We start from the raw sequence: 23,125 nt of genomic DNA on the forward strand, positions 1-23,125 counted from the left end.
GCACTGTGAGACGCCAGCCACAGCGCAGGTGCCCACCAGCCGGATCAGTACCTTTACCGCAGACATCCAGTAGGCGGCCGGCCCACAACAATCAAGGAGAACGCAATGCAGACAATCAAGCGCACAACTTTCACGGTCGCAGGCGTTGCAGCTGCCGCGCTGCTTAGCCTGACCGCGTGTGGCGGCTCCGGAACCACCTCCGGATCCTCGACCGCTCCGTCAGCGGCGCCGTCGGCCTCCAGCATGGCCCCGTCACCGTCGGCAAGCTCCACCGCCAGCGCCTCCGCCGGCGCCATGGACCCGGCCGCAAACCTGGTGGGCCCGGGCTGCGCCGGCTACGCCGAGAAGGTACCCACCGGCGCCGGATCGGTCCAGGGCATGGCCCTTGACCCCGTAGCAGTTGCGGCCTCGAACAACCCGATCCTGACCACCCTCACCGCTGCGGTTTCCGGGAAGCTGAACCCGAAGGTTGACCTGGTTGACACGCTCAACGGCGGTGAATTCACGGTCTTCGCCCCGGTTGACGACGCCTTCGCCAAGATCGATCCCGCCACCATTGAAACGCTGAAGACCGACGACGCCCTCTTGAGCAAGATCCTGACCTACCACGTGGTTCCCGGCCAGATCACGCCCGACAAGATCGCCGGCACGCACGCAACTGTCCAGGGCGGCTCCGTGACCGTAACGGGCAGCGGCGACAACCTCAAGGTGGACGATGCCAACGTGATCTGCGGCGGCGTCAAGACCAAGAACGCCACCGTTTACCTGGTCGACTCGGTGCTGATGCCCAAGTAGGAAATGCCGGATTTCCGGCCCAAATCGTTGAAGCTGGGCCCGCTGTGAGCGGGCCCAGCTTCAGCGCGTTGGACCTGTACCCGCCCGGCGGCGGCCAGCGCCCGCGCCGGCCCGGTGGCGGCGGCTAGACTGGACCCGGTCCGCAGGCGGCGGAGATCCACAATCCAGGGGTGATAAACGGGTGACCAGAAGTACATCGCGGCGAACGGTCCTCACTGCCGGCGCCGCACTCCTGGCCTGGGGCGTGACCTCGTGCACCAACGCACCGTCCCCCTCGCCGTCGTCGGATTCCCCCAGTTCCGCGGTCGCTGCCGAACCTGCGGCGACGTTTAACTTCGGTACTGCAGCCCAGCCGCTCGGCCTGGACCCCGCGCTCTCCAGCGACGTCGAATCCCAGCGCATCACCCGGCAGGTCCTCGAAGGCCTGGTGGGAGTGGACCAGACCACCGGCAAGCCCACTCCCCTGCTCGCCACCGAATGGTCCGAGTCCAACGAGGGCCGCAGCTACACCTTTAAGCTGCGCGACGGTGTCACCTTCCAGGACGGCACCCCCTTCAACGCCGACGCCGTCTGCACAAACTTCAACCGCTGGTTCGCCTTCCCCGCTGAGCTGCGCCGGCAGGCTCCCGGCAGCTCGTTCAAGGGCGTCTTCAAGGCGCACTCCGACGAAGCGGCGCTGTCCATCTTCAAAAGCTGCACGGCCGTGGACCAGGGCACCGTCCGGATCGACCTCACGCAAAGGTTCACGGCCTTCCTCCAGGCACTGACGCTGCCCGCCTTCGCCATCGCATCTCCGGCAGCCCTGGCGGCGGGTAAAGCCGATGTCCTTGACCAGAACCGCGCCGGGCGGCCCGTTTCCGCCTTTGCCACCGCGCCGGTGGGTACCGGTCCCTTCAGCTTTGGCTCGTGGGAGGACCAAAGCGTCACCCTGCTGACCAACAAGACCTACTGGGGCGAGCGGGGCCAGATCGCCACTATTAACTTCCTGGCCTACGACCACCCGCAAACACGGCTGCAGGCATTGCTCGACGGCCGGATCGACGGTTACGACGCCGTCACCGTGGGCAACTTCGACCAGCTGGTGAAGCGCGGAAAGCAGATCGTCCAGCGCGACCCGTTCTCGGTCATGTATGTGGGCATCAACCAGGACATCCCGGTCCTGCAGAACCAGAAGGTCCGGCAGGCCATCGAGATGGCCATCGACAAGGAGACCCTGATCCGCAGGTTCTTCATCGACAACACCACCAAGGCAACCCAGTTCGTCCCGCCGAAGATCAGCGGCTTCAACAAGGACGCCCCCGAGCTTGGCCACGATCCGGCGAAGGCAAAGGAATACCTGAAGGACGGCGGCTATGCCGGCGAGGAACTGAAGTTCTACTACCCGCTCAACGTCACCCGCCCCTACCTGCCGACCCCCGAGAAGGTGTACGCCGAGATCAGCCGGCAACTCACCGCCGTCGGCATCAATGTGCGGCCGGTCCCCGTGGACTGGGCCGACGGCTACCTCCAGAAGGTCCAGTCCCCCGGCGACCATGCCCTGCACCTGCTGGGCTGGAACGGTTCCTACTCCGACGCAGACAACTTCGTGGGGCCGCTGTTCGGCGAGAAAAACGGTGAGTTCGGCTACCAGGATCCGCAGGTGTTCTCCAAGATCAACCGTGCAAGGGGCCTGCCCGAGGGTGCGGACCGTGATGAGCTCTATCACACCATCAACGCCCAGATTGCGGCCACCGTCCCGGCAGTCCCCATCGCTTTCCCCATCTCCGCGCTGGCTTTGTCCGACCGGGTGGTCAGCTACCCTGCGTCACCGGTCTTAAATGAAGTTTTTACGAAGGTGCAATTAAAGCCTTGACGGGCCGGGCCAATTTCAGTATGTCGGCAGGGCGGGGATATTCTGTGACAGCCAGAGCCGCTGCAATCGGAGACTGATCGTGACCTTCATTTCCAAGACCCAACATGCCGACGTCGTCCTGATTGGCGGCGGCATCATGAGCGCAACGCTGGGGGCTTTCCTCAAGCAGCTGGAACCGGACTGGAGCATCTCCCTGTTCGAGCGGCTGGACCAGCCCGGCCTCGAAAGCTCCGACCCGTGGAACAACGCCGGGACCGGCCACGCTGCCCTCTGCGAGCTCAACTACTCCCCCGCAGCCAAAGACGGCTCGGTCAGCCCGGCCAAGGCACTGCTGATCAATGAGCAGTTCCAGCTCTCCCGCCAGTTCTGGTCCCACCTGGTGGACGGGAACCTGATCGGATCCCCCAAGGGCTTCATCAACACCGTGCCGCACATGAGCTTTGTGATCGGCGATGACCACGCCCGGTTCCTGAAGACCCGCTACGAGGCCCTCAAGCCGCACACGCTGTTCCGGAGCATGGAGTACTCCGAGGACCACGGCCAGATCGCCAAGTGGGCGCCGCTGATCGTCAAGGGCCGCAACGCCCAGCAGAAGGTCGCCGCCACCCGCGCCGCCGAGGGCACCGACGTCGACTTCGGGGCACTGACCCGCGAGCTGACCACCTACCTCGGGAACAACGGCGTCGAGATCAACTACGGGCACGACGTCACCGGGATCAGCAAGGCCTCCGACGGCGGCTGGGACCTGACGCTGAAGCACCCCAGGTCCGGCGAGCACGGCAGGATCCACGCCAAGTTTGTCTTCGTAGGCGCCGGCGGCGGTGCCCTGCACCTGCTCCAGGCCTCGGGCATCCCGGAAAGCAAGGGCTACGGCGGGTTCCCCGTCTCGGGCCAGTTCTTCCGCTGCACGGACGAAACCATCGCCGCCCAGCACAGCGCCAAGGTCTACGGCCAGGCGTCCGTGGGCGCCCCTCCGATGTCCGTCCCGCACCTGGACACCCGCTACGTCAACGGCAAGCGGTCCCTCCTGTTTGGGCCGTACGCCGGGTTCTCCACCAACTTCCTCAAGAACGGTTCCTACCTGGACCTGCCGCTGTCCATCCGGCCCAGCAACATCATTCCGATGCTGGCCGTAGCCAAGGACAACATGGACCTCACCGCCTACCTGGTCAAGGAAGTGGCCAAGCGCCACGGCGACAAGGTTGAGGCGCTCCGGGAGTACTACCCCGAAGCCAAGGACGGCGACTGGGAACTGATCACTGCCGGCCAGCGTGTACAGATCATCAAGAAGGATCCGCAAAAGGGCGGCATCCTTCAGTTCGGTACTGAAGTGATTGCCGGCCGCGACGGTTCCATCGGCGCTCTGCTGGGAGCCTCACCCGGAGCCTCCACCGCTGTTCCCATCATGATTGAACTGCTGCAGAAGACGTTCCCCAAGAACTTCAAGGGCTGGCAGGGCAAGCTGAAGGACATGATGCCCGGTTACGGTGTGAAGCTGGATGAGAATCCCGAGCTCGCCGCCGAGCTTGAACGGGCAACTGCCACGTCCCTTCAGCTGGAGAGTGTTTCCGCCAGCAACTGACCCTGCCGGGGCCAGTGGCTGGCTTACCGGGATCCAGTCACTAACCCTTCCAGGAGACCATCGATGTTTCGGCTGGCACACCTTTCACTGGCGAACCGGGCGCTGATCGCGCTGATCACCATCTTCGCTTCGGTCTTCGGCGTGATCACCATGTCGTCGCTGAAGCAGGAACTCATCCCATCCATTGAGTTCCCGCAGATCACCGTGCTGACCTCCATGCCGGGGGCCTCGCCTGAGGTGGTGGACAAGCAGGTCAGCAGCCCGCTGGAAACGGCCCTCAACGGCGTGGAGGGGCTGGAATCCACCTCCTCCACGTCCCGCAACGGCGTTTCGCAGATCACGATGGTGTTCACCTACGGTTCCAACCTGGACCGGGCACGGAACCAGATCGACCGGGCCATCTCCAACGCCAAGCGCACCCTGCCGGCTGACGTCCAGCCGCAGGCCATCGCCGGGAGCATCAGCGATTTCCCGATCGTCTTCCTGGCGGTGTCCTCGGACAAGCCGCTCAGCGAACTCAACACCGACCTCCAGCGGCTCAGCGTTCCCCGGCTGCAGAAAATCGACGGCGTCCGCGGCGCCGATGTCACTGGCGGCGCCACCCAGCACATCGAGATCCTTCCGCGCCCCGAGGCGATGGCTGCGTCCGGTGCCACCATCGGCTCCCTCCGCGACACGCTCTCCAACAACGGAGCCCTGGTTCCGGCCGGCACGCTGGAGGAGCAGGGCAAGACGCTCTCGCTGCAGATCGGCAGTCCGGTCGACTCACTTGACGCCGTCAAGGCCCTCCCGGTGTCCGGCGCCAAGGACGGGGCCACCATCGGATCCGTGGCCGACGTCGCCATCAAGGACGACGAACGCACGTCCATCACCCGGACCAATGGAGCTGAAACCCTCGCGGTGTCCGTCACCAAAAAGCCCGAAGGCGACACGGTGGCCATCTCCCACGCAGTGCGGGACAGCCTGGACGAGCTGGCAACGGAGCTCGGCTCCAACGCCACATTCACCCCGGTCTTCGACCAGGCGCCCTTCATTGAAAAGTCCATCAAGGACCTCACCACCGAGGGCCTCCTGGGACTGGGATTCGCCGTGGCGGTCATCCTGGTCTTCCTGATGTCGGCCCGCTCCACCCTGGTGACAGCGGTATCCATCCCGCTGTCCCTGCTCATCACGTTCATTGGGCTCTCGGCTACCGGCTATTCCCTGAACATCCTCACCCTCGGCGCCCTCACCATTGCCATCGGCCGCGTGGTGGACGACTCCATCGTCGTGATCGAAAACATTAAGCGGCACCTCACCTACGGCGAGGACAAGGTCACTGCCATCCTCACCGCCATCCGTGAAGTGGCAGGGGCCATCACCGCGTCCACCCTCACCACGGTGGCCGTGTTCCTGCCCATTGCCTTCGTGGGTGAACTGGCCGGCGAGCTGTTCAGGCCGTTCGCCCTGACGGTGACCATCGCACTGCTGGCGTCCCTGCTGGTGTCCCTCACCATCGTTCCGGTGCTGGCTTACTGGTTCCTCAAGAGCCCCTCGCCGTCCGGTGCAGGCGGGCGCACGGACGCCGAGGCTGCCCGGGCAGCGGCGCAGGAGAAGGAACAGCGTGGCCGGCTCCAGCGCGGCTACCTGCCCATCCTCACCAAGACGCAGAAACACCCCGTGCTGACCCTGGTGGCCGCCGTCCTGGTACTCGGCGCCACGGCAGCAATGACACCGCTGCTGGCCACCAACCTGCTGGGCAGCTCCGGCCAGAACAGCCTCACCGTCCGCCAGGTGCTTCCGGCCGGCACCAGCCTGGCGGACACCAGCGCCGCGGCGGTCCGCCTCGAAGAGGTCCTCCGCGGAATCGACGGCATCAAGGACGTTCAGGTGACCTCCGGCAATGCACAGGCCGGGTTCGCTGCCCTGGTGTCCTCCGGCTCGTCGAATTCAACCTTCACGGTAGTGACGGATGAGAAGGCGGACCAGGACCGGCTGCAGGAAACCGTCCGCACTGAACTGGCCAAAGTCCCGGGCTCCGGCAAAGTCTCCGTGGGAACCCAGCAGGGCGGCTTCGGCACGTCCTCCACCGTGGACATCACCCTCAAGGCCGCCAGCACCCAGGACCTGCAGGCAGCCAGCGACGCCATGGTCAAGGCCATGACCGGCGTACCCGGCACCAGCGAGGTGGAAACCAACCTCGCCGCGAGCCAGCCGGTGGTCCAGGTCAAGGTGGACCGGGCCAAGGCAGTGGCGGCGGGCCTGAATGAGGAGCAGGTGGCGGGAGTCCTTGCAGCCACCATCAGCCCGGTCCCCGCCGGCACTGTCCGGATCGACACCAACGACTTCCCTGTGAGGATCGGCCAGGGAACCAGGTTCACCAGCATCGACGCCGTCCGGAACATCCCGTTGCCGGCCGCCGGAAGGCCTGTCACCCTGGGCAGCATTGCGTCCGTGGAACAGGTGGATATTCCGGTGTCCATCACGGCCAGCAACGGCCAGCGCACCGCGAAGGTGTCCGTGACGCCGTCGGGGTCCAACCTGGGTGCCGTCAGCACCGAGGTGCAGGGGCGCCTGGCAGGCGTCGAGCTGCCTGCGGGTGTAACCGCTGAGATCGGCGGGGCCACCACGCAGCAGGCAGAGTCCTTCCGGCAGCTGGGGCTGGCGCTGCTGGCCGCGATCGCCATCGTGTACGTCATCATGGTGGCCACCTTCAAGTCCCTGGTCCAGCCCCTGATCCTGCTGGTGTCCGTGCCGTTTGCCGCCACAGGGGCCGTTGCCCTGCTGCTGGTCACCGGCGTCCCCCTGGGGCTGCCATCGCTGATTGGCATGCTGATGCTGGTGGGAATCGTGGTCACCAACGCCATCGTGCTGATCGACCTCATCAACCAGTACCGGCAGCCGCGAACCGGCCCTGGCGGAACAACCTCGCCGGGAATGAACGTCGCGGACGCCATCACCCACGGTGCCCGGCAGCGTCTCCGGCCCATCCTGATGACGGCCCTGGCAACAGTTTTCGCGCTGACTCCGATGGCGATGGGACTCACCGGCGGTGGCGGCTTCATTTCCCAGCCGCTGGCAGTGGTGGTGATCGGCGGCCTGGTTTCTTCCACGGCCCTGACCCTGGTCCTCGTTCCTGTCCTGTACCGGCTCGTGGAGGGCCGGCGCGAACGGAAGGCGCTCCTCCGCGACCTGCAGGCACAGCCGGAATTCGAGCAGGCGGCCGACGTCGATGACGAGTTCCGCGACTGGACCACCGGCGATGTGCCGAGGGTCAGCGGACGCCGCGCCGCGCCCGGCAGCCCCGACTGACAAAAACGGAATAAATCCCGCCTGGATGCGTTGTATCCGGCGATAGATGCAAATGCATCTAATTTGGACTACACTGGAACCAAGCCAGCAAGTCCAGGAAACGGAAGGGCACATCATGCAGTTCGGTGTTTTCAGCGTCAGCGACATCACTACGGACCCCACCACGGGCCGCACCCCCACCGAGAACGAACGCATCAAGGCCTCGGTGGCCATCGCCAGGAAAGTCGAAGAGATCGGCATGGATGTCTACGCCCTGGGCGAGCACCACAACCGGCCCTTCTTCTCATCCTCCCCCACCACCACCCTCGCCTACATCGCCGCGCAGACCGAGCGGATCACCCTGTCCACGGCAACCACGCTGATCACCACGAACGATCCCGTGAAGATCGCCGAGGACTTCGCCATGCTCCAGCACCTGTCCGATGGGCGCGTGGACCTGGTGCTGGGCCGCGGCAACACCGCCCCGGTCTACCCGTGGTTCGGAAAGAACATCCAGGACGGCGTGGAGCTGGCCATCGAGAACTACAGCCTGCTGCGCAAGCTGTGGGATGAGGACACCGTCAACTGGTCCGGTAAGTTCCGCACCCCGCTGCAGAATTTCACCTCCACCCCCTGCCCGCTCGACGGCGTGGCCCCCTTTGTGTGGCACGGTTCCATCCGCACACCGCAGATCGCCGAGGTGGCGGCCTACTTCGGTGACGGGTTCTTCGCCAACAACATCTTCTGGCCCAAGGAGCACTACCAGCAGCTGATCGGGCTCTACCGCGAACGGTACGAGCACTACGGCCACGGCACCGCAGACCAGGCAATCGTGGGCCTCGGCGGCCAGTTCTTCATGAGGAAGAACTCGCAGGACGCTGTGAAGGAATTCCGTCCCTACTTCGACAACGCCCCGGTGTACGGCCACGGACCCTCACTGGAGGACTTCACGTCGCAGACCCCGCTGACCGTGGGCAGCCCGCAGGAAGTCATCGAGAAGACCCTGAGCTTCCGCGAGCATTTCGGTGACTACCAGCGCCAGCTGTTCCTGATCGACCACGCCGGCCTCCCGCTCAAGACGGTCCTTGAGCAGCTGGACTTGTTTGGCGAGGAAGTCCTGCCGGTCCTCCGCAAGGAGTACGCGGACCGCAAGCCCGCGCACGTGCCGGACGCACCCACCCACGCATCCCGCGTCGCGGCGCACCTGGCAGCCCAGGACGCCGAAAAGGCCACGGCGGAGGCGTAATGGCAACCAGCCAATCCACGTCCCCCGTCCGGCTCGCGGCGGAAACCTGGGAGTCACTGTTCCGGGCGCAGGTAGCCGTGATGCGCAGGCTGCAGTCCGGCCCGGCATTCCGGAAACTGGCGGTGAATGAGTACGATGTCCTGTTCACGCTGTCACGCTGCCCGTCGGGCTGGCTCCGGCTGAACGAGCTCAACGACAACGTCCTGCTCAGCCAGTCCAGCCTGAGCCGGCTGGTGGAGCGGCTGGAAAAGCGCGGCCTCGTGGCGCGGATGCCCGCCCCGGAGGACGGCAGGGGTGTGCTGCTTAAGCTCACCGACGAAGGCCGGGAGCTCCAGAAGGAGATCGGCCGGGAGCACGTCCGCGACATCTCTGCCCTGGTGGCGCCGGCGCTGACCCCCGACGAGCAAAAGGAACTGCGCCGGCTCACGGACAAGCTCCGGAACTCACTGGGCCAGCAGCCGCGATAGGAGCGCCGGGCGGGACCTGAACCGGCCGGGCTTGAACCGGCCGGGGACAGGTCAGCCCAGCGCCACCAGCGCGGCAGGGTCCTCTGCCGGCAACATGCCGTTGACCACTGCGGTGACACGGAGCTGGTTGAGTGTCAGGCTTCCGCCCACCGTGGACAGGAACGCAGTGTCGGACGAATCACGGCCGGCCGTGATGCGCAGCATCGACTCCCGCGGGGCCAGCCCCGTGGGGTCGATGATGCGCCATGCGCCGTTAACGTAGGCCTCTGCCACGGCATGGAAATCCATGGGCGACAGCCCCGGCGCGTAGACCGCGGCGAGCCGTGCGGGGACATCCTTGGACCGCAGCAGCGCGATGGCCAGGTGTGCGAAATCCCGGCATACTCCGCGGCGGTGCAGCAGTGTTTCCACGGCGCCGTCTGTGCCACGGGACGAACCGCTGATGTACCGGAGTTCCCCGTAGACCCAGTTCCTGACGGCCTGGACAAGTTCTTCCCCGTGCAGTCCCCCGAATTCCGCGTAGGCGGTGGGGAGGAGCCGGTCAGATTCGGCATACCGGCTGGGCCGGACGTAGCGGATCTGTTCCGCCAGCGTGGCACCCTCCGGCTCGGCGCGGCCGGCCACTGTAGCTGAGTACTCGACAGTGACATCGGTGGGTTCGGCGAACTCCATGTAGTGGAACCGGCCGCCGTGGTGGTCGGAGATTTCCGTCAGCGGGACTTCCTCACCGCCCGCCAGCACCGACAGGGATTCCTCGAAGGACGAGTATCCGTTGTTCCTGGCGGCGGCAATGGCCATGGCCACCTTGGTGTTGGCCGCGGTGCGGAAGGCCAGGCGTGCGGAAACAGAGCGTTCCATGAATCTCCGGGGGTGTCGGCGTTGGAAAGCAGTGCCGTGCCTGGGCGCCCTGTGGGGGCCGGCAACGGGACTAGTTTTTGATCTCCAGCGACATTAGCATCCGCTGGACATTGGCAAAGTCCGGGCTTTCCCCGGCGTACGCGGCCGCCGCGCCAAGGGTGTCGAAAGCTTTGGCGGGCGCCACTTTTTCATCCGGCGCAAACGCCCTCAGCGCCACCAGGTCGCCGAAGGACCAGTCACCTTTGCCCGCCGGCCCGCGGACGGTGTTGCGCAGTTCGCAGGCCTGGTTTCCGGTGCCGCCCACCACGTTGGTGATCCCGTAGGAGCCGAAGTAGCGGTAGCCCTGGATTACGCGGAAGACCACCCGGGGCGGGATGGTGCCTTCGCCGGACCCGGCGGAGGCGCCCGGGGACGCGGGAACGCTGCTGATCACCGTGTAGGGCCGTCGCGAACCTTCGGGGCATTCGGCGGACGACGGCGGCAGGCCGGTCCGCAGCGCGGCCATGAAGGTCCCGTCGGGCTTCTTCACCTCGATCTTCAACGCCCCCGGAAGGGTGCCGTCCTCGGGCTGGACTGATTGGGCGATCCAGTCCTGGGGAAGTTCAAAGCTGACCGTCCTGGCAGGATCGGCGAAAGTCTTCCACGCCGCGGCGGTAGCCGCCGGCCGGGGTTCGGCTGAGGCAGTGCCGGAGGCGCCGGCTTCACCGGACGGTCCCGGCGCGCCACCCGATGTCGAGGTGCCCGCCTGCGCCGTGGTTGACGCACCCGCGGCACCGCTGGAGGGATCCGCCTGCGCGGTCCAGCCCGAACCGGTTCCGCCGGCCTGCGGGCCGCTGCACCCGGTAACCAGCAGGGCAACCACCGTCAGGACCACCAGGGACCCCGACCTGGCCGGGCCCCGCGCCGGTGCTGCTGCTGTTCCCCTGGCTTCCATGCAGCCAGCCTATCCGCGCCGGGCTGCACCGCCGCCCAGGCGCGTGGCGTTTCCCGGTGCCGGGTGTGGACCGCGCGTGCACCGCACCCCGCTGCACCGCACCCCGCTGCTCCGCGCCGCACTGCACCGCGCCGCACTGCACCGCGCCGCACCGCACCGCACCGCACCGCACCGCAGCCATCGAACCGCAGGAGGTGCCGTCGTCGTGCGCTGCGCCTTCCGTACGCGGCAGTGCGGCTAGGCTGGGGATATGGCGTACGGGCAGCAGGGCATGGACGAAGAGAACCTGGCGGAAATGTCCGCCGTCGACATCGCCGACTGGAGGTTACGGACCTTCAACCTTTACGACAATGTGCGCCGGATCGCCGCCGATAACCCGGCGGAAGCGCATTCGTACTGGCGCCATCAGCGTGACCTGATGTTTGCCACGCACCCGGCCTCGGCGCTGTCGCCGGCGGACAAGGCGCAGTTCTCCGGGTTGAAGACTGCTGACTACGATCCCATCTACCGGTTCCATGTTCCCCTCACCAAGGAGGGCGCAGGCCGGGAAATGAGCGTGGAAACGGGCACTGACGGCGTGGTCAACTTTGTCCGGCTGGGCACCTTCGACCTTCCCGAGATGGGGCAGTTGGCCGTGTGGAAGCTCAAGGGATACGGCGGCGGCATCTTCGTGCCGTTCCGTGACGCCACGGCGGGCCGGCCGGGCGGCACCTATGGGGCCGGCAGGTACCTGCTGGACACCATCAAGGGTGCGTTCCACGGTGTGCAGGGCTCCGGCCCGGACGCCACCTTTGTCCTGGACTTCAACTTTGCCTACAACCCGTCCTGCGCGTACAACGACGCCTGGGCGTGCCCGCTGCCCGGCCCCTCAAACCGGCTGGCCGTGGAAATCCCCGCCGGCGAGCTTTACTGACGCTTCAGGAACCCGGGCGCCGCCTGCCCGCCGGCACCAAACACAACGCCGCGCCCACGGACTGAACCGGGACGGTGCTCCCGGTATGGCAGGGTGGACGGATGGATTCCACCAGCGCGCCGGCAGCCGTCCAGGAGCTGCAGGACGCCCGCCGCAGGCCGGCCGCCCTGCGCCGCCGCGGAATCCTGCGGTTTCCGGTGGTCCGGCAACTTCTTCGCTTCTCGGGTGTAGGGATCATCTGCACGGGCGCATCCCTGGCGCTTTACGCGCTGCTCCGGCCGTGGATCGGGCCGCAACCGGCGAACGCCGTTGCCCTGGTCCTGACTTCGCTGCTGAACACCGCGCTGAACCGGCGGCTGACGTTCAAGATCTCCGGGACCCAGCGCCGGGCCAGCGACCACCTGAACGGGCTGGTGGTGATCGCCGTGGCACTGCTGATCACCGGAGGCAGCCTGGGCGTGCTGCACTGGATCAATCCGGACGCCACTGTGGGGGACGAGCTGCTGACCACCACCCTGTCCGGGTTCCTGGCCACGGCGGTCCGGTTCACGCTGCTCCGCCACTGGATTTTCCGCCGGGCCCGGCACCGCTAACCGGTCCACCGGATCAGTTGGTGCCGAGTGACCTCACTCCGGCCACGGCCGAGCACACGGCTTTGGCCGCGGTATCCAGGTCTTCGCCAGTTACCGCCGCGTCGAAGCTGAAGCGGACCGCCGTCTGCGCCACCTCGCGGGAAATGCCCAGGGCCGACAGCACGGCAGAGGGTTCATCCGAACCCGCCGCGCAGGCAGATCCGCTGGAACACACCACACCCTGGCGTTCGAGTTCCAACAGGACCGATTCGCCGCTGGTGCCGGGAAAGCAGAAGGACGCCACCGAGGGCAGCCGGTCCGTGGGGTGCCCGGTGAGGATGGCCTCCGGCACTCCGGTAAGCACGGCGTCAATGAATGCGTCCCTCAGCCGCGAGACCCGCCCGGCCTGTTCATGCTGTGCGGCCTGCGCCAGGGACAGTGCGGTGGCGAGGCCCACGGCACCTGCGACGTTTTCGGTGCCGGACCGGCGTCCGCGTTCCTGGCCGCCGCCGTGGAGCACAGGTTCCAAGCGGACCCGGCCCCTGATGTAAAGCAGGCCGCAGCCCTTGGGGGCGCCGAGCTTATGGCCGGAGATGCTGAGGGCGTCCACGCCGAGGGCAGCGGTGTCCAGCGGCAGCCATCCCGCCGCCTGGACGGCGTCTGTGTGGAAGGGGATGCCGCGGCCGCGGGCCAGCTCCGCGAGCGCCGGGATGGGCTGGACTGTACCCACCTCGTTGTTGGCGTACATGATGCTTACCAGCGCCGTTTCCGGCCGGAGCAGCGGCAGCAGCGCTTCCGGCGTCACCTGTCCGGTCGCGTCCACGGGAACCACGTCAATGGAGAAGCCGTGGAAGCGTTCAAGGTACCTGGCGGATTCCTCCACGGCGGGATGCTCGACGGCGCTGATCACCACACGGTTCAGGGCGGGGTTCGCAGCCTGCCGGGCCAGGGCAATGCCCTTGACGGCAAGGTTGTCCGCCTCGGTGCCGCCTGAGGTGAAGACCAGCTCGCCGGGCCTGCACCCCAGGACCGCTGCCACGGAGGCCCGGGCACCCGCGAGCGCGGCAGCCGCCGACTCCCCCAGGCTGTGGTGGCTTGAGGGGTTGCCGAAGTCGCCGGTCAGGTAGGGCCAGATGGCCTCCAGCACTTCGCGGCGGACGGGTGTGGTGGCGGCGGCGTCAAGGAAGATCATGGCTTCACCCGACGGTCAGTTCCACGTCCAGGCCGAGGTCCAGGGCGGCGACAGTGTGGGTGAGGGCGCCGATGGAGATGACATCCACGCCGGTGGCGGCGATCGCGGCGACGGTGCCCAGGTTCACGTTGCCGCTGGCTTCCACGCGGGCCCGTCCGGCCACCTGGGCAACCCCTGCACGCAGCTCATCGAGGCTGAAGTTGTCGAGCATGATGGTGTCCACCCCGGCGGCGAGGACGGGTTCGATCTGGTCCATCCGGTCCACCTCCACTTCGAAGTGCGTGGTGTGGCCCAGCTGGGCCTTCGCCGCCAGGAGGAGTCCGGTGAGTTTGGCGGGGTCGCCGCCGGTCATGACTGCCAGGTGGTTGTCCTTGGCGAGCACGGCGTCCGAGAGGCTGTAGCGGTGGTTCGCTCCCCCGCCGCAGCGCACGGCGAACCGCTCGAGGATCCGCAGCCCGGGGGTGGTCTTGCGGGTGTCGGTGATTTGCGCCTGCGTTCCTTCAGCGAGCCGGACGAACTCGGCGGTCCTGGTGGCGATGGCGGACATCCGCTGGACCAGGTTGAGGGCCACGCGTTCGGCGAGCAGTACCGAACGCGCCGTTCCGCTGACGCGGGCCAGGTGAGTGCCGGCGTCGAACGCCTGCCCGTCCTGCACCAGCAGGTCCACCTCCGTGGCCGGGTCCACCAGCTGCATGGCGTCCCGGAAGACCGTGGCGCCGCTGAAGACGCCGGGCACCCGGGCGTTCAGCACGGCCGTGGCGCGGGCCTGGGCGGGGATAAGCACCTGGGAAGTGATGTCACCGGCCGGCGCGTCCTCCGCGAAGGCACGCTCGAGGATGTCGCGGACGGGTGCCTGCGGCAGAGTGGGGCCGGTGTTTGTGCGGGTGTGCTCAATCACGGTGGGTTCAGTCATGGGAGAGGCTCGCTTTCGGCCGGAGTGGGATGGTCTCGAGAGTTTCGTCGCTGCGGTAGTGGGCGCCCAGTGAGTCGCGCCGCGCCAGGGCGGCGGACACCAGCAGCTGCGCGGCCAGGAGCAGGTTGCGGTCTTCATGCACGGCAGGGTCCGCGGAGCCAGGCACCGCATCGGGGCGCACGACGGCGGCCCAGCGCGCCAGGGTGCCGGCAGCCCCGGCCAACAGTTCCCCGGACCTCAACACCCCGGCATGCGACGTCATCAACGACCGAAGAGCCTCGCGGGAAAAGGGTTCAGTCCGGCTCTCGCCCCCTCCGCTGCTGCACGGCCCACTCCCGACTGGCGCACCTGAGCGAGGTGTGAGCGCAGGCACCGAGGGATCTGCGTAACTGCCTTCCAGGAAGTCTTCAACAGCGCGGCGGCCAAAGACGAGCCCTTCGAGGAGGGAGTTGCTGGCCAGCCGGTTTGCCCCTTGGACTCCGGTGCACGCAACCTCCCCTGCGGCGTAGAGCCCGGGGATGCTGGTGCGGGCGTGGAGGTCGGTGGCGATGCCGCCCATCCAGTAGTGCGCTGCCGGGGCAACCGGGACCAGTTCCCGGGTCCAGTCGATACCGGCGTCCAGGGTTTTCCGGGTCAGGGTGGGGAAACGCCGGCCCAGGAAGCCTGCACCGTGGTCTTGCTCGATGGGCCTGGCGTCAAGGTAGACATGGCCGCCGGGGTTTCCGAGCTTGGCAAGGTGCAGGGCGATGCTGCGTGAGACGACGTCGCGGGGGGCCAGTTCGGCGTCCGGGTGGTAGGCCTTCGTGAAGCGGCGGCCACCCGCGTCCACCAGGACGGCGCCTTCGCCCCTGACGGCTTCGGAGATCAGCAATGGCCCGTCCAGCCGGTGGGGCCGGGGAGTGGCGGCGGCCACCAGGCAGGTGGGGTGGAACTGGAAGAATTCGAGGTCTGCGGGAGCGGCCCCGGCGCGGACGGCGAGCGCCAGGCCGTCTCCGGTGGCCACAGCTGGGTTAGTGGTTTGGCCGAACAGCCGGCCCGCTCCCCCGGTAGCCAGCAGGACGGCGTCGGCGGCCAGGGACCGGAGCGTCCCGTCCTGCAGGTATTCCACACCGGTCACCCGCCCGTTGTGCTCCTTCAGGGCGGTGGTGTGGGCGTGGGTGTGGATGGTGAGCGTCCCCCGGGCTGCCCGTGCCAGCACGGCGCCGATCAGCGCGCCGGCGGTACGGGCACCGGTGGCGTCGCCGCCGGCGTGCAGGATGCGGGGAGCACTGTGTGCAGCCTCGAGTCCGAGGGCAGGCCCGCCGTCGGGCCCTGCATCAAACCGGACGCCGAACTGCTGGAGCGCGGCAATGTCGCTGCCGGCCTCGGTGCACATCAGCCGGACGGCGGCCTCGTTACAGTGCCCCGCCCCCGCGCGCAGGGTGTCTGCGATGTGGGCGGCCACGGTGTCGCCCGGGGCCGGTTCAGGCAGTACCGCCGAAATGCCGCCCTGGGCGTACCAGGTGTTGCTGTGTTCGAGGCTGCCCTTGGTCAGCAGCACCACGTCCGCACCGGCGTCGGATGCCAGCAGGGCGGCGTACAGCCCGGCGATGCCGCTGCCGACGATGACAAGCCGGCGGCTCATCAGGGCCTCGCGGCGAGCATGCGCTCAAGGGCTGTGCGGGCGTTGGCCTGGACGGCGTCGGCAACGGTGATGCGGTTGACCACCCGTCCGGCCACCAGTTCCTCCAGGACCCAGGCCAGGTAGCCGGGGTGGATCCGGTACATGGTGGAGCAGGGGCAGATCACCGGGTCCAGGCAGAAGATGGTGTGCTGCGGGTATTCGGCGGCGAGCCTGTTCACCATGTTGATTTCGGTGCCGATGGCGAACGTGGTGGGCTCGGTGGCGGCGGCAATGGCCTTCTTGATGAAGTCGGTGGAACCAGCGGAGTCGGCGGCGTCCACCACTTCCATGGGGCATTCGGGGTGGACGATGACCTGGACACCCGGGTGCTCTGCCCGGGCCTGCTCGATCTGGGCCACGCTGAAACGCTTGTGCACGGAGCAGAACCCGTGCCACAGGATGACCCTGGAGTCCAGCAGCTGCTGTTCTGCGTTGCCGCCCAGGTCCTTGCGCGGGTTCCACATGGGCATCTGCTCCAGGGGAACGCCCAGGGCCTTGGCGGTGTTGCGCCCCAGGTGCTGGTCCGGGAAGAAGAGCACCCGCTGGCCCCGCTCGAAGGCCCATTCCAGGACCGTCTTCGCATTCGAGGACGTGCAGACGATGCCGCCGTGCTCGCCGCAGAAAGCCTTGAGGGCTGCGGAGGAGTTCATGTAAGTGACGGGGATGACCGGAACCCTGCCGTCGGCGTCGGGCTCGGTTCCGAAGATCTCCTCAAGCTGCTCCCAGCACTCCGCTACGGAATCGGCGTCGGCCATGTCCGCCATGGAGCAGCCGGCGGCCAGGTTGGGCAGGATCACGGCCTGTTCCGGCGTGGACAGGATGTCCGCCGTCTCCGCCATGAAGTGCACGCCGCAGAAGATGATGGCTTCAGCCTCCGGCTTGGTGAGGGCGGCGTTGGCGAGCTGGAAGGAGTCACCCACGAAGTCCGCGTACTGGATGACTTCATCCCGCTGGTAGAAGTGGCCCAGGATGACAGCCCGGTCGCCCAGGGTGGCTTTGGCCGCGGTGATCCGCCGGGCGAGCTCCGCGTCAGTGGCGCGCTTGTACTCCTCCGGCAACTGGCCCTGCCGGGGGGTTGCCGCCGGGGCAACGTCCGCGCTGGAGGCACCGGGACCGTAGGCGGGGATGCCGGCCAGGGCTTCGGCGAGGTCGTAGTCCCACGGCCCCTTGGCAAGGGCAGGGCTGCAGGTGCTGCCGCGGGCAGCACCATTTTCAGCCTGCTCGCGCGTGATCAGCTGGATGGCTGTGTTGACGCTGCTCATGGTGTGCTCCTGTTGTCTGGGTCGAGGCCGGGGCGGCCGGTGTAGCGGTAGAGGCGTGGCGGGCGGTGCTTGCCACCCTGCAGGTATTCGCCGGTTTCTTCGATTTCCGGTGTTGCCTTGAGCTGGCGGCGGAAGTTGGCCGGGTCCAGCTGGCGGTCCAGGACTGCCTCATAGACTTCGCGGACCTGTGCCAGGGTGAAGTATTCGCCGAGCAGGTGGTAGGCCACTGAGCCGTAGGCGAGTTTGTTGCGCAGCCGCCAGAGGGCGTAGTCCACGATCGCGTTGTGGTCGAAGGCGAGCTCGCCCAGCCGGTCCGCCCGGAACCACCTGACGTTCTCGGATTCGTCAGCGAGCGCCGCTTCCGTGGGCTGGACCAGGGCCCAGTACACGATGGACACCACGCGCTGGGAGGGTGACCGGTGCAGCCCGCCGAAGGCGTACAGCTGCTCGAGGTAGCTCGGTGCCAGCCCGGTGGTGTCCCGGAGGTTCCGCGACGCTGCGTCCTGCAGCGACGCGTCATGCGACAGCGGGCCGCCGGGAAGCGCCCACAGGCCCTTGAAGGGCTCACGGATGCGCCTGACCAGCGGCAGCCACAGGGTGGGCCGCCCGGAGGTCTCACTCGGGCGGAGCGCGAAAATGACTGTCGAGATTGCCAGCGACGGCGGCGCGGCCTGGCGTTCGGAGACGTTTGCCGAACTGGAGAACATGGCCACACCGCCTTTCGTTCCATTAGCCACACGGCACCCTCAGGGCGCCGCGCTAGTTATAGTCATTTTGACCTGAACTAATTCTACGGCCACGCGGGGCCCGATGGGAAATGTTTCTGCTGACGCGGCCGGGCGCCCACCGGGCCGGCCCGGTGGGCGCGCTCCCGGCGAAGGGAGTAAATTCAAGAGGTCCCACGAGGAACATCACGCCAAACCCCAAGAAGGTTCAACCGCACCATGACGACGAAGTCCGCATCCGTACGCCCGGAACGCCACCTGGGCCACACCATGAAACCCCGCCAGCTCACCATGATGGGCCTGGGCAGCGCCATCGGCGCCGGGCTGTTCCTCGGCTCCGGAGCCGGGGTGCAGGCTGCCGGCCCCGCCGTCCTGCTGTCCTACCTCGTGGCGGGCACGCTGATCATCCTGGTGATGTGGGCACTGGGTGAGATGGCCGCCGCGAACCCCAACAGCGGCGCCTTCTCCGTGTACGCCGAACGCGCGCTGGGGCGGACCGCCGGCGCCACCATCGGCTGGCTGTGGTGGCTGCAGCTGGTGGTGGTCATCGCCGCCGAGGCCCTTGGCGCCGCCGGGCTCCTGTACTCTGTGTGGCCCGTGGTTCCGGTCTGGGCCCTGGCACTTGCCTTCATGGTGGCGTTCACCGCGATCAACCTCGCCGGGGTGCGGAACTTCGGTGAGTTCGAATTCTGGTTCGCCATCCTCAAGGTGGCCGCGATCGTGCTATTCCTGGCAGTCGGCGCCGCCCTCCTGCTGGGCTTCCTCCCCGCCGTCACGTCGCCGGGACTGTCCAACATCAGCTCCGATTTCGCCCCGCAGGGCCTCGGCGGGGTGGCCGCCGCACTGTTCGTAGTGATCTTTGCGTTCGGCGGCACGGAGATCGTTTCGGTCGCCGCTGCCGAGACCCAGGACCCCGAGCGCAGCGTGGGCAGGGCCATCCGCACGGTGGTCTGGCGCATCCTCGTTTTCTACATCGGCTCCGTGTTCGTCATCGCTGCGGTCCTTCCGGCCACCTCCGAAAGCCTGGCGTCCCCCTTCGCCGGCGTCCTGGACGCCGCCCGGATCCCCGGTGCGGCAACGGCGATCACCCTGGTGGCCGTCGTCGCCCTCCTGTCCGCACTCAACGCCAATCTGTACGGCGCCTCCCGGATGGCCTACTCGCTCGCGGAACGCGGCGAAGCCCCGCAGTTCCTGACACGGCTCAGCGGGGCCAGCGTGCCGATGCTGGCCGTGGCCGTATCGGTGGCCTTCGGTTTCGTGGCCACCGTGCTGGAACTGCTCTTCCCGGACAAGGTCCTTCCCGCGCTTTTCCAGCTGGTGGGTTCAACCTGCCTGGTGGTGTGGGGAAGTGCCCTGGTGTCCCAGCTGATCCTGCGGCGCCGCGCCGCACGCGACGGCACACCGCTTCCACTGAAGATGAAGGGTTTCCCCGCCCTGACCGTCCTGGGGCTTGTCCTGCTGGGCCTGATCTTTGCGGTGGGCTTCAGCGCCCAGGAGAGCCGGGTGCAGCTGTTCAGCACGTTTGCGTTGATCGCGGGAATTGCCTTGGCCTGCGCCGCAGGCGCCCGGATCCAGGGCCGCCGCCGCCCGTCCGAGTGACTTGAAAAACCCGGCAGCCCGGCCGGTAGAGTGGCTAGTACCTTCGGCGGCGCCGCACGATCCGTGCGGACCCCCGCCACCGTGTTCGAGTTGATGAGGACTGACACCATGAGCGGCAGGCACACCGGCCAACAGCATGCGCACACTGTGGAGGGCACGGACCCCCAACTGTTCGTGGCGGTGCATGACCCCGCTGACGATGCCGGGTTGCGGCCGGTCCTGCTGCTGCACGGCTTCTCCTCCTCGGGGAAACTCAACTGGGAAGACACCGGCTGGGTGGGCGCCCTCCTGGAGGCGGGCCGCCGCGTGATCACGGTGGACCTGCCCGGCCACGGCCGCAGCGGCGCGCCGGAGGACCGTGATTCGTACTCCCCCAGCCGCATCCGCGCCGATCTGCTGCAGACAGCGTTCGACGCCGGCGTCCGGCCACTGCAGGACGGCGATCCTTCCAGCGGGCTCGACCTCGTCGGCTACTCCCTGGGATCGCGGCTGGCGTGGGAGTTTGCCTCCACCCAGCCCGAGATCGTCCACCGCCTGGTGCTTGGCGGACCCAACATCTCCGATCCGCTGGCCGAGTTCGACCTGACGGCCGCCCAGGATTACCTGGCCGACGGCACGCCGATCGCCGACGGGTCCACCGCGCAACTGCTGAAGATGGCGCTGCTGCTGCCCACCAACAACATCTTTGCGTTGCTCACCCTTGTCGAGGCCATCAAGGCCGAGCCCTATGACCCCGCCGAAGCGGTCCCCCACGTGCCAATGCTCCTGGTGGCCGGCGACCAGGATGAACGGATCGGCAGCCTCCCCAAGCTCGCCGAGCTGGCCAACAGTACCGGGGGCATGGCTGAACAGCTCGTCCTGTCGGGCCGGAACCATACCAATGCCGTCACCAGCAGGGCCTTCAAACAGGCGGCTATCGCCTTCCTGGCGGTCTGAGGATTCCAGCACCCCGGATCATGCCGGCACCCTGAATATCCCGGCGGCGCCCAGCGGTAGGCTGGAATCACAGGGCCGGAAGAGCCTGGAGGGGCAGATGGGTACGCGATTCGAAGACCGAACCGAGGCAGGCGAGCGCCTCGCCGCCGCTCTGACCCAATTCAGGGAGCGGCCCGGTGCCGTTGTCCTGGGCCTGGCCCGCGGCGGGATACCGGTAGCAGCGGCCGTGGCCAAGGCACTCTACCTTCCGCTGGGGACCATCCTGGTCCGCAAGCTGGGCATTCCGGGCCACGAGGAAACGGCATATGGAGCACTGGCGTGGGCCCGCGGCCGCACCGTCAGGCTGGTCAACAAGCCGCTGGTGGACCGTGTGCTGGAGCACGGCGTCCGGCGCGAATGGCTGGACGAGGTGGAAGAACGCGAGCGTGCCGAGCTGCAACGCCGGGTGGGCCTCTACCCCGGAACGTCCATTGACCTGGCCGGGAAGACCGTGCTGCTGGTGGATGACGGCCTGGCCACCGGCGCCACCATGCGGGCAGCCGTGGAAGCGGTCCGCGAGAGTGGCGCTGCCGTTGTGGTGGCCGCCGCTCCGGTGGGTTCGATCGAGGCCGAGGCGTCAGTGGAGCGCGTTTGCGATGCCGTGATCTGCCTGCACCTGCCGGGCAAGTTCCGGGCGGTGGGCAGTTTCTACCGGCACTTCGAACAGCTGTCCGACGACGCCGCCATCCACTACCTCAGGAATTAGCTACGGCGGCCCGGACGCAAAAGTCCGGCCCGCCGTCGCCTTCGTTCCCCCGGGCCCCGCCGTCAAGTTTCCTTGGCCGAAGCGAAGCGGGGCGCGGGATTTGTGGTCAGTGGTGGGCGCTGACGCCCAGCGGGCGGCCCTTGGTTTCCTTGGCCAGCACTACCCCGATGGCCGAGATGACGCACAACACCATGATGTAGATGCCGATGGACCCGGCCCACTTGGTGCTTTGCAGCAGTGTTTCAGCAATGGTGGCCGCAAACGCGCCGCCCAGGATGGCGCCGAACGCGTAGCCGATCGAGATACCGGAGTACCGGACGTTCGCCGGGAACATTTCGGCGTACATAGCGGACATGGGCCCGTAGGACAGTCCCAGTCCGATGGTGAGGACGAACAGCGCCACACCGTAGAGCCAGATGTTCTTCGTGTCGATCAGGGCGAACATGGGAAGCATCCAGGCGAACACGATGGCGTAGCCGGCAAGGAACGTCTTGACCCGGCCGATCTTGTCGGAGAGCCAGCCGCCCGCCAGGGTGAAGATCAGCCAGCCGAAGGACGCCAGGGTGGTGGCCAGCAGGATCTGCGGGGTGGGCATCTTGAGGGTCCTGGTGGCGTAGGAGATGAAGAACGCGATCAGCAGGTAGCCGGCGGCATTATTGCCGATGAAGATCAGGGTGGAGTACAGGACGGGGAGTTTGTGGTTGCGGATGAGCTCGCCCAGCGGCGCCTTGCTTTCCTTTTTCCGCAATGCCATCTCCTGGAAGACAGGGCTCTCGGCCACGGCGCGGCGGATCAGGTAACCCACCACGATCAGGACGATGGACAGCAGGAACGGGACCCGCCAGCCCCAGGCAGCGAAGTCTTCCTTGGACATGCTGCTGTTGAGGAAGAACAGCAGGCCGGTGGCCAGGATCATGCCGACGGGAACGCCGATCTGCGGGTAGGCACCGAAGAGGCCGCGCTTGTTCAGGGGTGCATGTTCAACGGCCATCAGGGCTGCGCCGCCCCATTCGCCGCCTGCGGAGAAGCCCTGGATGACGCGCAGGAGGATCAGCAGGATCGGGGCCCAGGCACCGATCTGGGCGTAGGTGGGGAGCATGCCGATGAGGGCCGTTGCAGCACCCATCATGACCAGCGTGAACACCAGCATGGCCTTGCGGCCCAGCCTGTCACCCAGGTGCCCGGCAACCACTGCACCGAGCGGCCGGAAAAGGAAGCTGATGCCGATCAGGGCGAAGGACAGGATCTGCGCCAGTCCGGGGTTTGACTCGTTCAGCGGCGCCAGGAACAGCGGCGACAGCAGCGTTGCCGTCAGCTGGGCAAAGATGAAGAAGTCGTACCACTCGATGGTGGTGCCGACGAGCGTGCCCGCGAGGACCTTGCGCTCTTCCCTCCGTGTGCTGGGACCGGAGAGTGTATCCACCTGGGAAGGTGTGGTCATTGAAACTCCATTGTTTATTGGCGGCATGCACCGCCGGACGCCTTCAGGATTACCGACAGAACGGTCAGTTGGTAAGTAGAGTACTACGAAAATGTGAGACGCAACACGGTGTGGTCGAATTTTGCGGTGAACGGCGGGATGGCATCTCAGTTCCATATTT

The 23,125-nt window shown here is 67.1% G+C and carries 20 protein-coding genes; 12 read left to right on the top strand and 8 right to left on the bottom strand.

All coding sequences use genetic code 11. The annotated features are described in order from the left end of the window. Positions 1-105 precede the first annotated feature (105 nt). The 6 genes from AC1DBN_RS03090 to AC1DBN_RS03115 all read left to right on the top strand — a co-directional run bounded on the left by AC1DBN_RS03090 (position 106) and on the right by AC1DBN_RS03115 (position 9,212). Positions 106-795 carry a fasciclin domain-containing protein gene (locus tag AC1DBN_RS03090; RefSeq protein WP_314213518.1) on the top strand — a complete coding sequence of 230 codons (690 nt, stop codon included), beginning with the start codon at positions 106-108 and terminating at the stop codon, positions 793-795. A gap of 181 nt (positions 796-976) precedes the next feature. Then, the gene (locus AC1DBN_RS03095; RefSeq protein WP_314213520.1) at positions 977-2,647 is read left to right on the top strand and encodes an ABC transporter substrate-binding protein; all 1,671 of its coding nucleotides are present in this window, start codon (positions 977-979) and stop codon (positions 2,645-2,647) included. A gap of 79 nt (positions 2,648-2,726) precedes the next feature. Continuing rightward, complete coding sequence (locus AC1DBN_RS03100) at positions 2,727-4,229, top strand: malate:quinone oxidoreductase (RefSeq protein ID WP_314213522.1); 1,503 nt, start codon at positions 2,727-2,729, stop codon at positions 4,227-4,229. Between the two features lie 63 nt (positions 4,230-4,292). Beyond that, positions 4,293-7,520, top strand: coding sequence for an efflux RND transporter permease subunit (locus AC1DBN_RS03105; protein WP_314213524.1), 3,228 nt, complete (start codon positions 4,293-4,295; stop codon positions 7,518-7,520). Positions 7,521-7,635: 115 nt separating this feature from the next. Further along, positions 7,636-8,745: an LLM class flavin-dependent oxidoreductase gene (locus tag AC1DBN_RS03110; RefSeq protein ID WP_477722558.1), complete on the top strand. Its 1,110-nt coding sequence runs from the start codon at positions 7,636-7,638 to the stop codon at positions 8,743-8,745. Then, entirely contained in the window at positions 8,745-9,212 is a 468-nt protein-coding gene (locus tag AC1DBN_RS03115) for a MarR family winged helix-turn-helix transcriptional regulator (RefSeq protein WP_091721026.1), read from the top strand. Before AC1DBN_RS03110 ends, AC1DBN_RS03115 begins: the two co-directional genes overlap by 1 nt. 51 nt (positions 9,213-9,263) lie before the next feature. Here AC1DBN_RS03115 and AC1DBN_RS03120 read toward each other — a convergent pair whose 3' ends face one another. Continuing rightward, entirely contained in the window at positions 9,264-10,070 is an 807-nt protein-coding gene (locus AC1DBN_RS03120; protein WP_314213528.1) for a transglutaminase-like domain-containing protein, read from the bottom strand. Between the two features lie 70 nt (positions 10,071-10,140). Further along, positions 10,141-11,004: a hypothetical protein gene (locus tag AC1DBN_RS03125; protein ID WP_091721031.1), complete on the bottom strand. Its 864-nt coding sequence runs from the start codon at positions 11,002-11,004 to the stop codon at positions 10,141-10,143. A gap of 76 nt (positions 11,005-11,080) precedes the next feature. Here AC1DBN_RS03125 and AC1DBN_RS03130 point away from each other — a divergent pair, with 76 nt between their 5' ends. From AC1DBN_RS03130 to AC1DBN_RS03140, 3 genes are all read left to right on the top strand, one after another. Continuing rightward, a complete protein-coding gene (locus AC1DBN_RS03130) occupies positions 11,081-11,245 on the top strand; it encodes a hypothetical protein (protein ID WP_477722559.1) in 165 nt (54 codons plus the stop codon). Positions 11,246-11,254: 9 nt separating this feature from the next. Further along, complete coding sequence (locus AC1DBN_RS03135) at positions 11,255-11,917, top strand: DUF1684 domain-containing protein (protein WP_091721034.1); 663 nt, start codon at positions 11,255-11,257, stop codon at positions 11,915-11,917. A gap of 101 nt (positions 11,918-12,018) precedes the next feature. After that, positions 12,019-12,510, top strand: a complete 492-nt coding sequence (locus tag AC1DBN_RS03140; RefSeq protein WP_091721037.1) for a GtrA family protein — start codon at positions 12,019-12,021, stop codon at positions 12,508-12,510. A gap of 13 nt (positions 12,511-12,523) precedes the next feature. Here the strand turns inward: AC1DBN_RS03140 and AC1DBN_RS03145 are convergent, their stop codons facing one another. From AC1DBN_RS03145 to AC1DBN_RS03165, 5 genes are read right to left on the bottom strand one after another with little or no spacing between them, the layout of a single operon-like run. After that, positions 12,524-13,681 (bottom strand): cysteine desulfurase family protein, encoded by a 1,158-nt coding sequence (locus tag AC1DBN_RS03145; protein ID WP_091721040.1) that lies wholly within the window; start codon positions 13,679-13,681, stop codon positions 12,524-12,526. 4 nt (positions 13,682-13,685) lie between these two features. After that, complete coding sequence (gene nadC / locus AC1DBN_RS03150; protein WP_091721061.1) at positions 13,686-14,594, bottom strand: carboxylating nicotinate-nucleotide diphosphorylase; 909 nt, start codon at positions 14,592-14,594, stop codon at positions 13,686-13,688. Further along, positions 14,587-16,218: an L-aspartate oxidase gene (nadB, locus tag AC1DBN_RS03155; RefSeq protein WP_477722560.1), complete on the bottom strand. Its 1,632-nt coding sequence runs from the start codon at positions 16,216-16,218 to the stop codon at positions 14,587-14,589. Before nadB ends, nadC begins: the two co-directional genes overlap by 8 nt. Further along, complete coding sequence (gene nadA / locus AC1DBN_RS03160) at positions 16,218-17,519, bottom strand: quinolinate synthase NadA (protein WP_477722561.1); 1,302 nt, start codon at positions 17,517-17,519, stop codon at positions 16,218-16,220. The genes nadB and nadA overlap by 1 nt, the downstream gene beginning before the upstream one ends. Continuing rightward, complete coding sequence (locus tag AC1DBN_RS03165; RefSeq protein ID WP_091724014.1) at positions 17,516-18,226, bottom strand: NUDIX hydrolase; 711 nt, start codon at positions 18,224-18,226, stop codon at positions 17,516-17,518. Before AC1DBN_RS03165 ends, nadA begins: the two co-directional genes overlap by 4 nt. Before the next feature lie 237 nt (positions 18,227-18,463). Between AC1DBN_RS03165 and AC1DBN_RS03170 the strand changes: the two genes are divergently transcribed. The 3 genes from AC1DBN_RS03170 (at position 18,464) to AC1DBN_RS03180 (ending at position 21,524) form a co-directional block, all read left to right on the top strand. Then, positions 18,464-19,843 carry an amino acid permease gene (locus AC1DBN_RS03170; RefSeq protein ID WP_477722562.1) on the top strand — a complete coding sequence of 460 codons (1,380 nt, stop codon included), beginning with the start codon at positions 18,464-18,466 and terminating at the stop codon, positions 19,841-19,843. Positions 19,844-19,951: 108 nt separating this feature from the next. Next, positions 19,952-20,779 (top strand): alpha/beta fold hydrolase, encoded by an 828-nt coding sequence (locus tag AC1DBN_RS03175; RefSeq protein WP_091721072.1) that lies wholly within the window; start codon positions 19,952-19,954, stop codon positions 20,777-20,779. A 97-nt stretch (positions 20,780-20,876) separates the two neighbouring features. Continuing rightward, a complete protein-coding gene (locus AC1DBN_RS03180; RefSeq protein WP_172829974.1) occupies positions 20,877-21,524 on the top strand; it encodes a phosphoribosyltransferase in 648 nt (215 codons plus the stop codon). A 106-nt stretch (positions 21,525-21,630) separates the two neighbouring features. Here the strand turns inward: AC1DBN_RS03180 and AC1DBN_RS03185 are convergent, their stop codons facing one another. Beyond that, entirely contained in the window at positions 21,631-22,965 is a 1,335-nt protein-coding gene (locus tag AC1DBN_RS03185) for an MFS transporter (RefSeq protein ID WP_091721075.1), read from the bottom strand. Positions 22,966-23,125 lie beyond the last annotated feature (160 nt).

The organism is Pseudarthrobacter sp. 10T415, assembly GCF_056394175.1.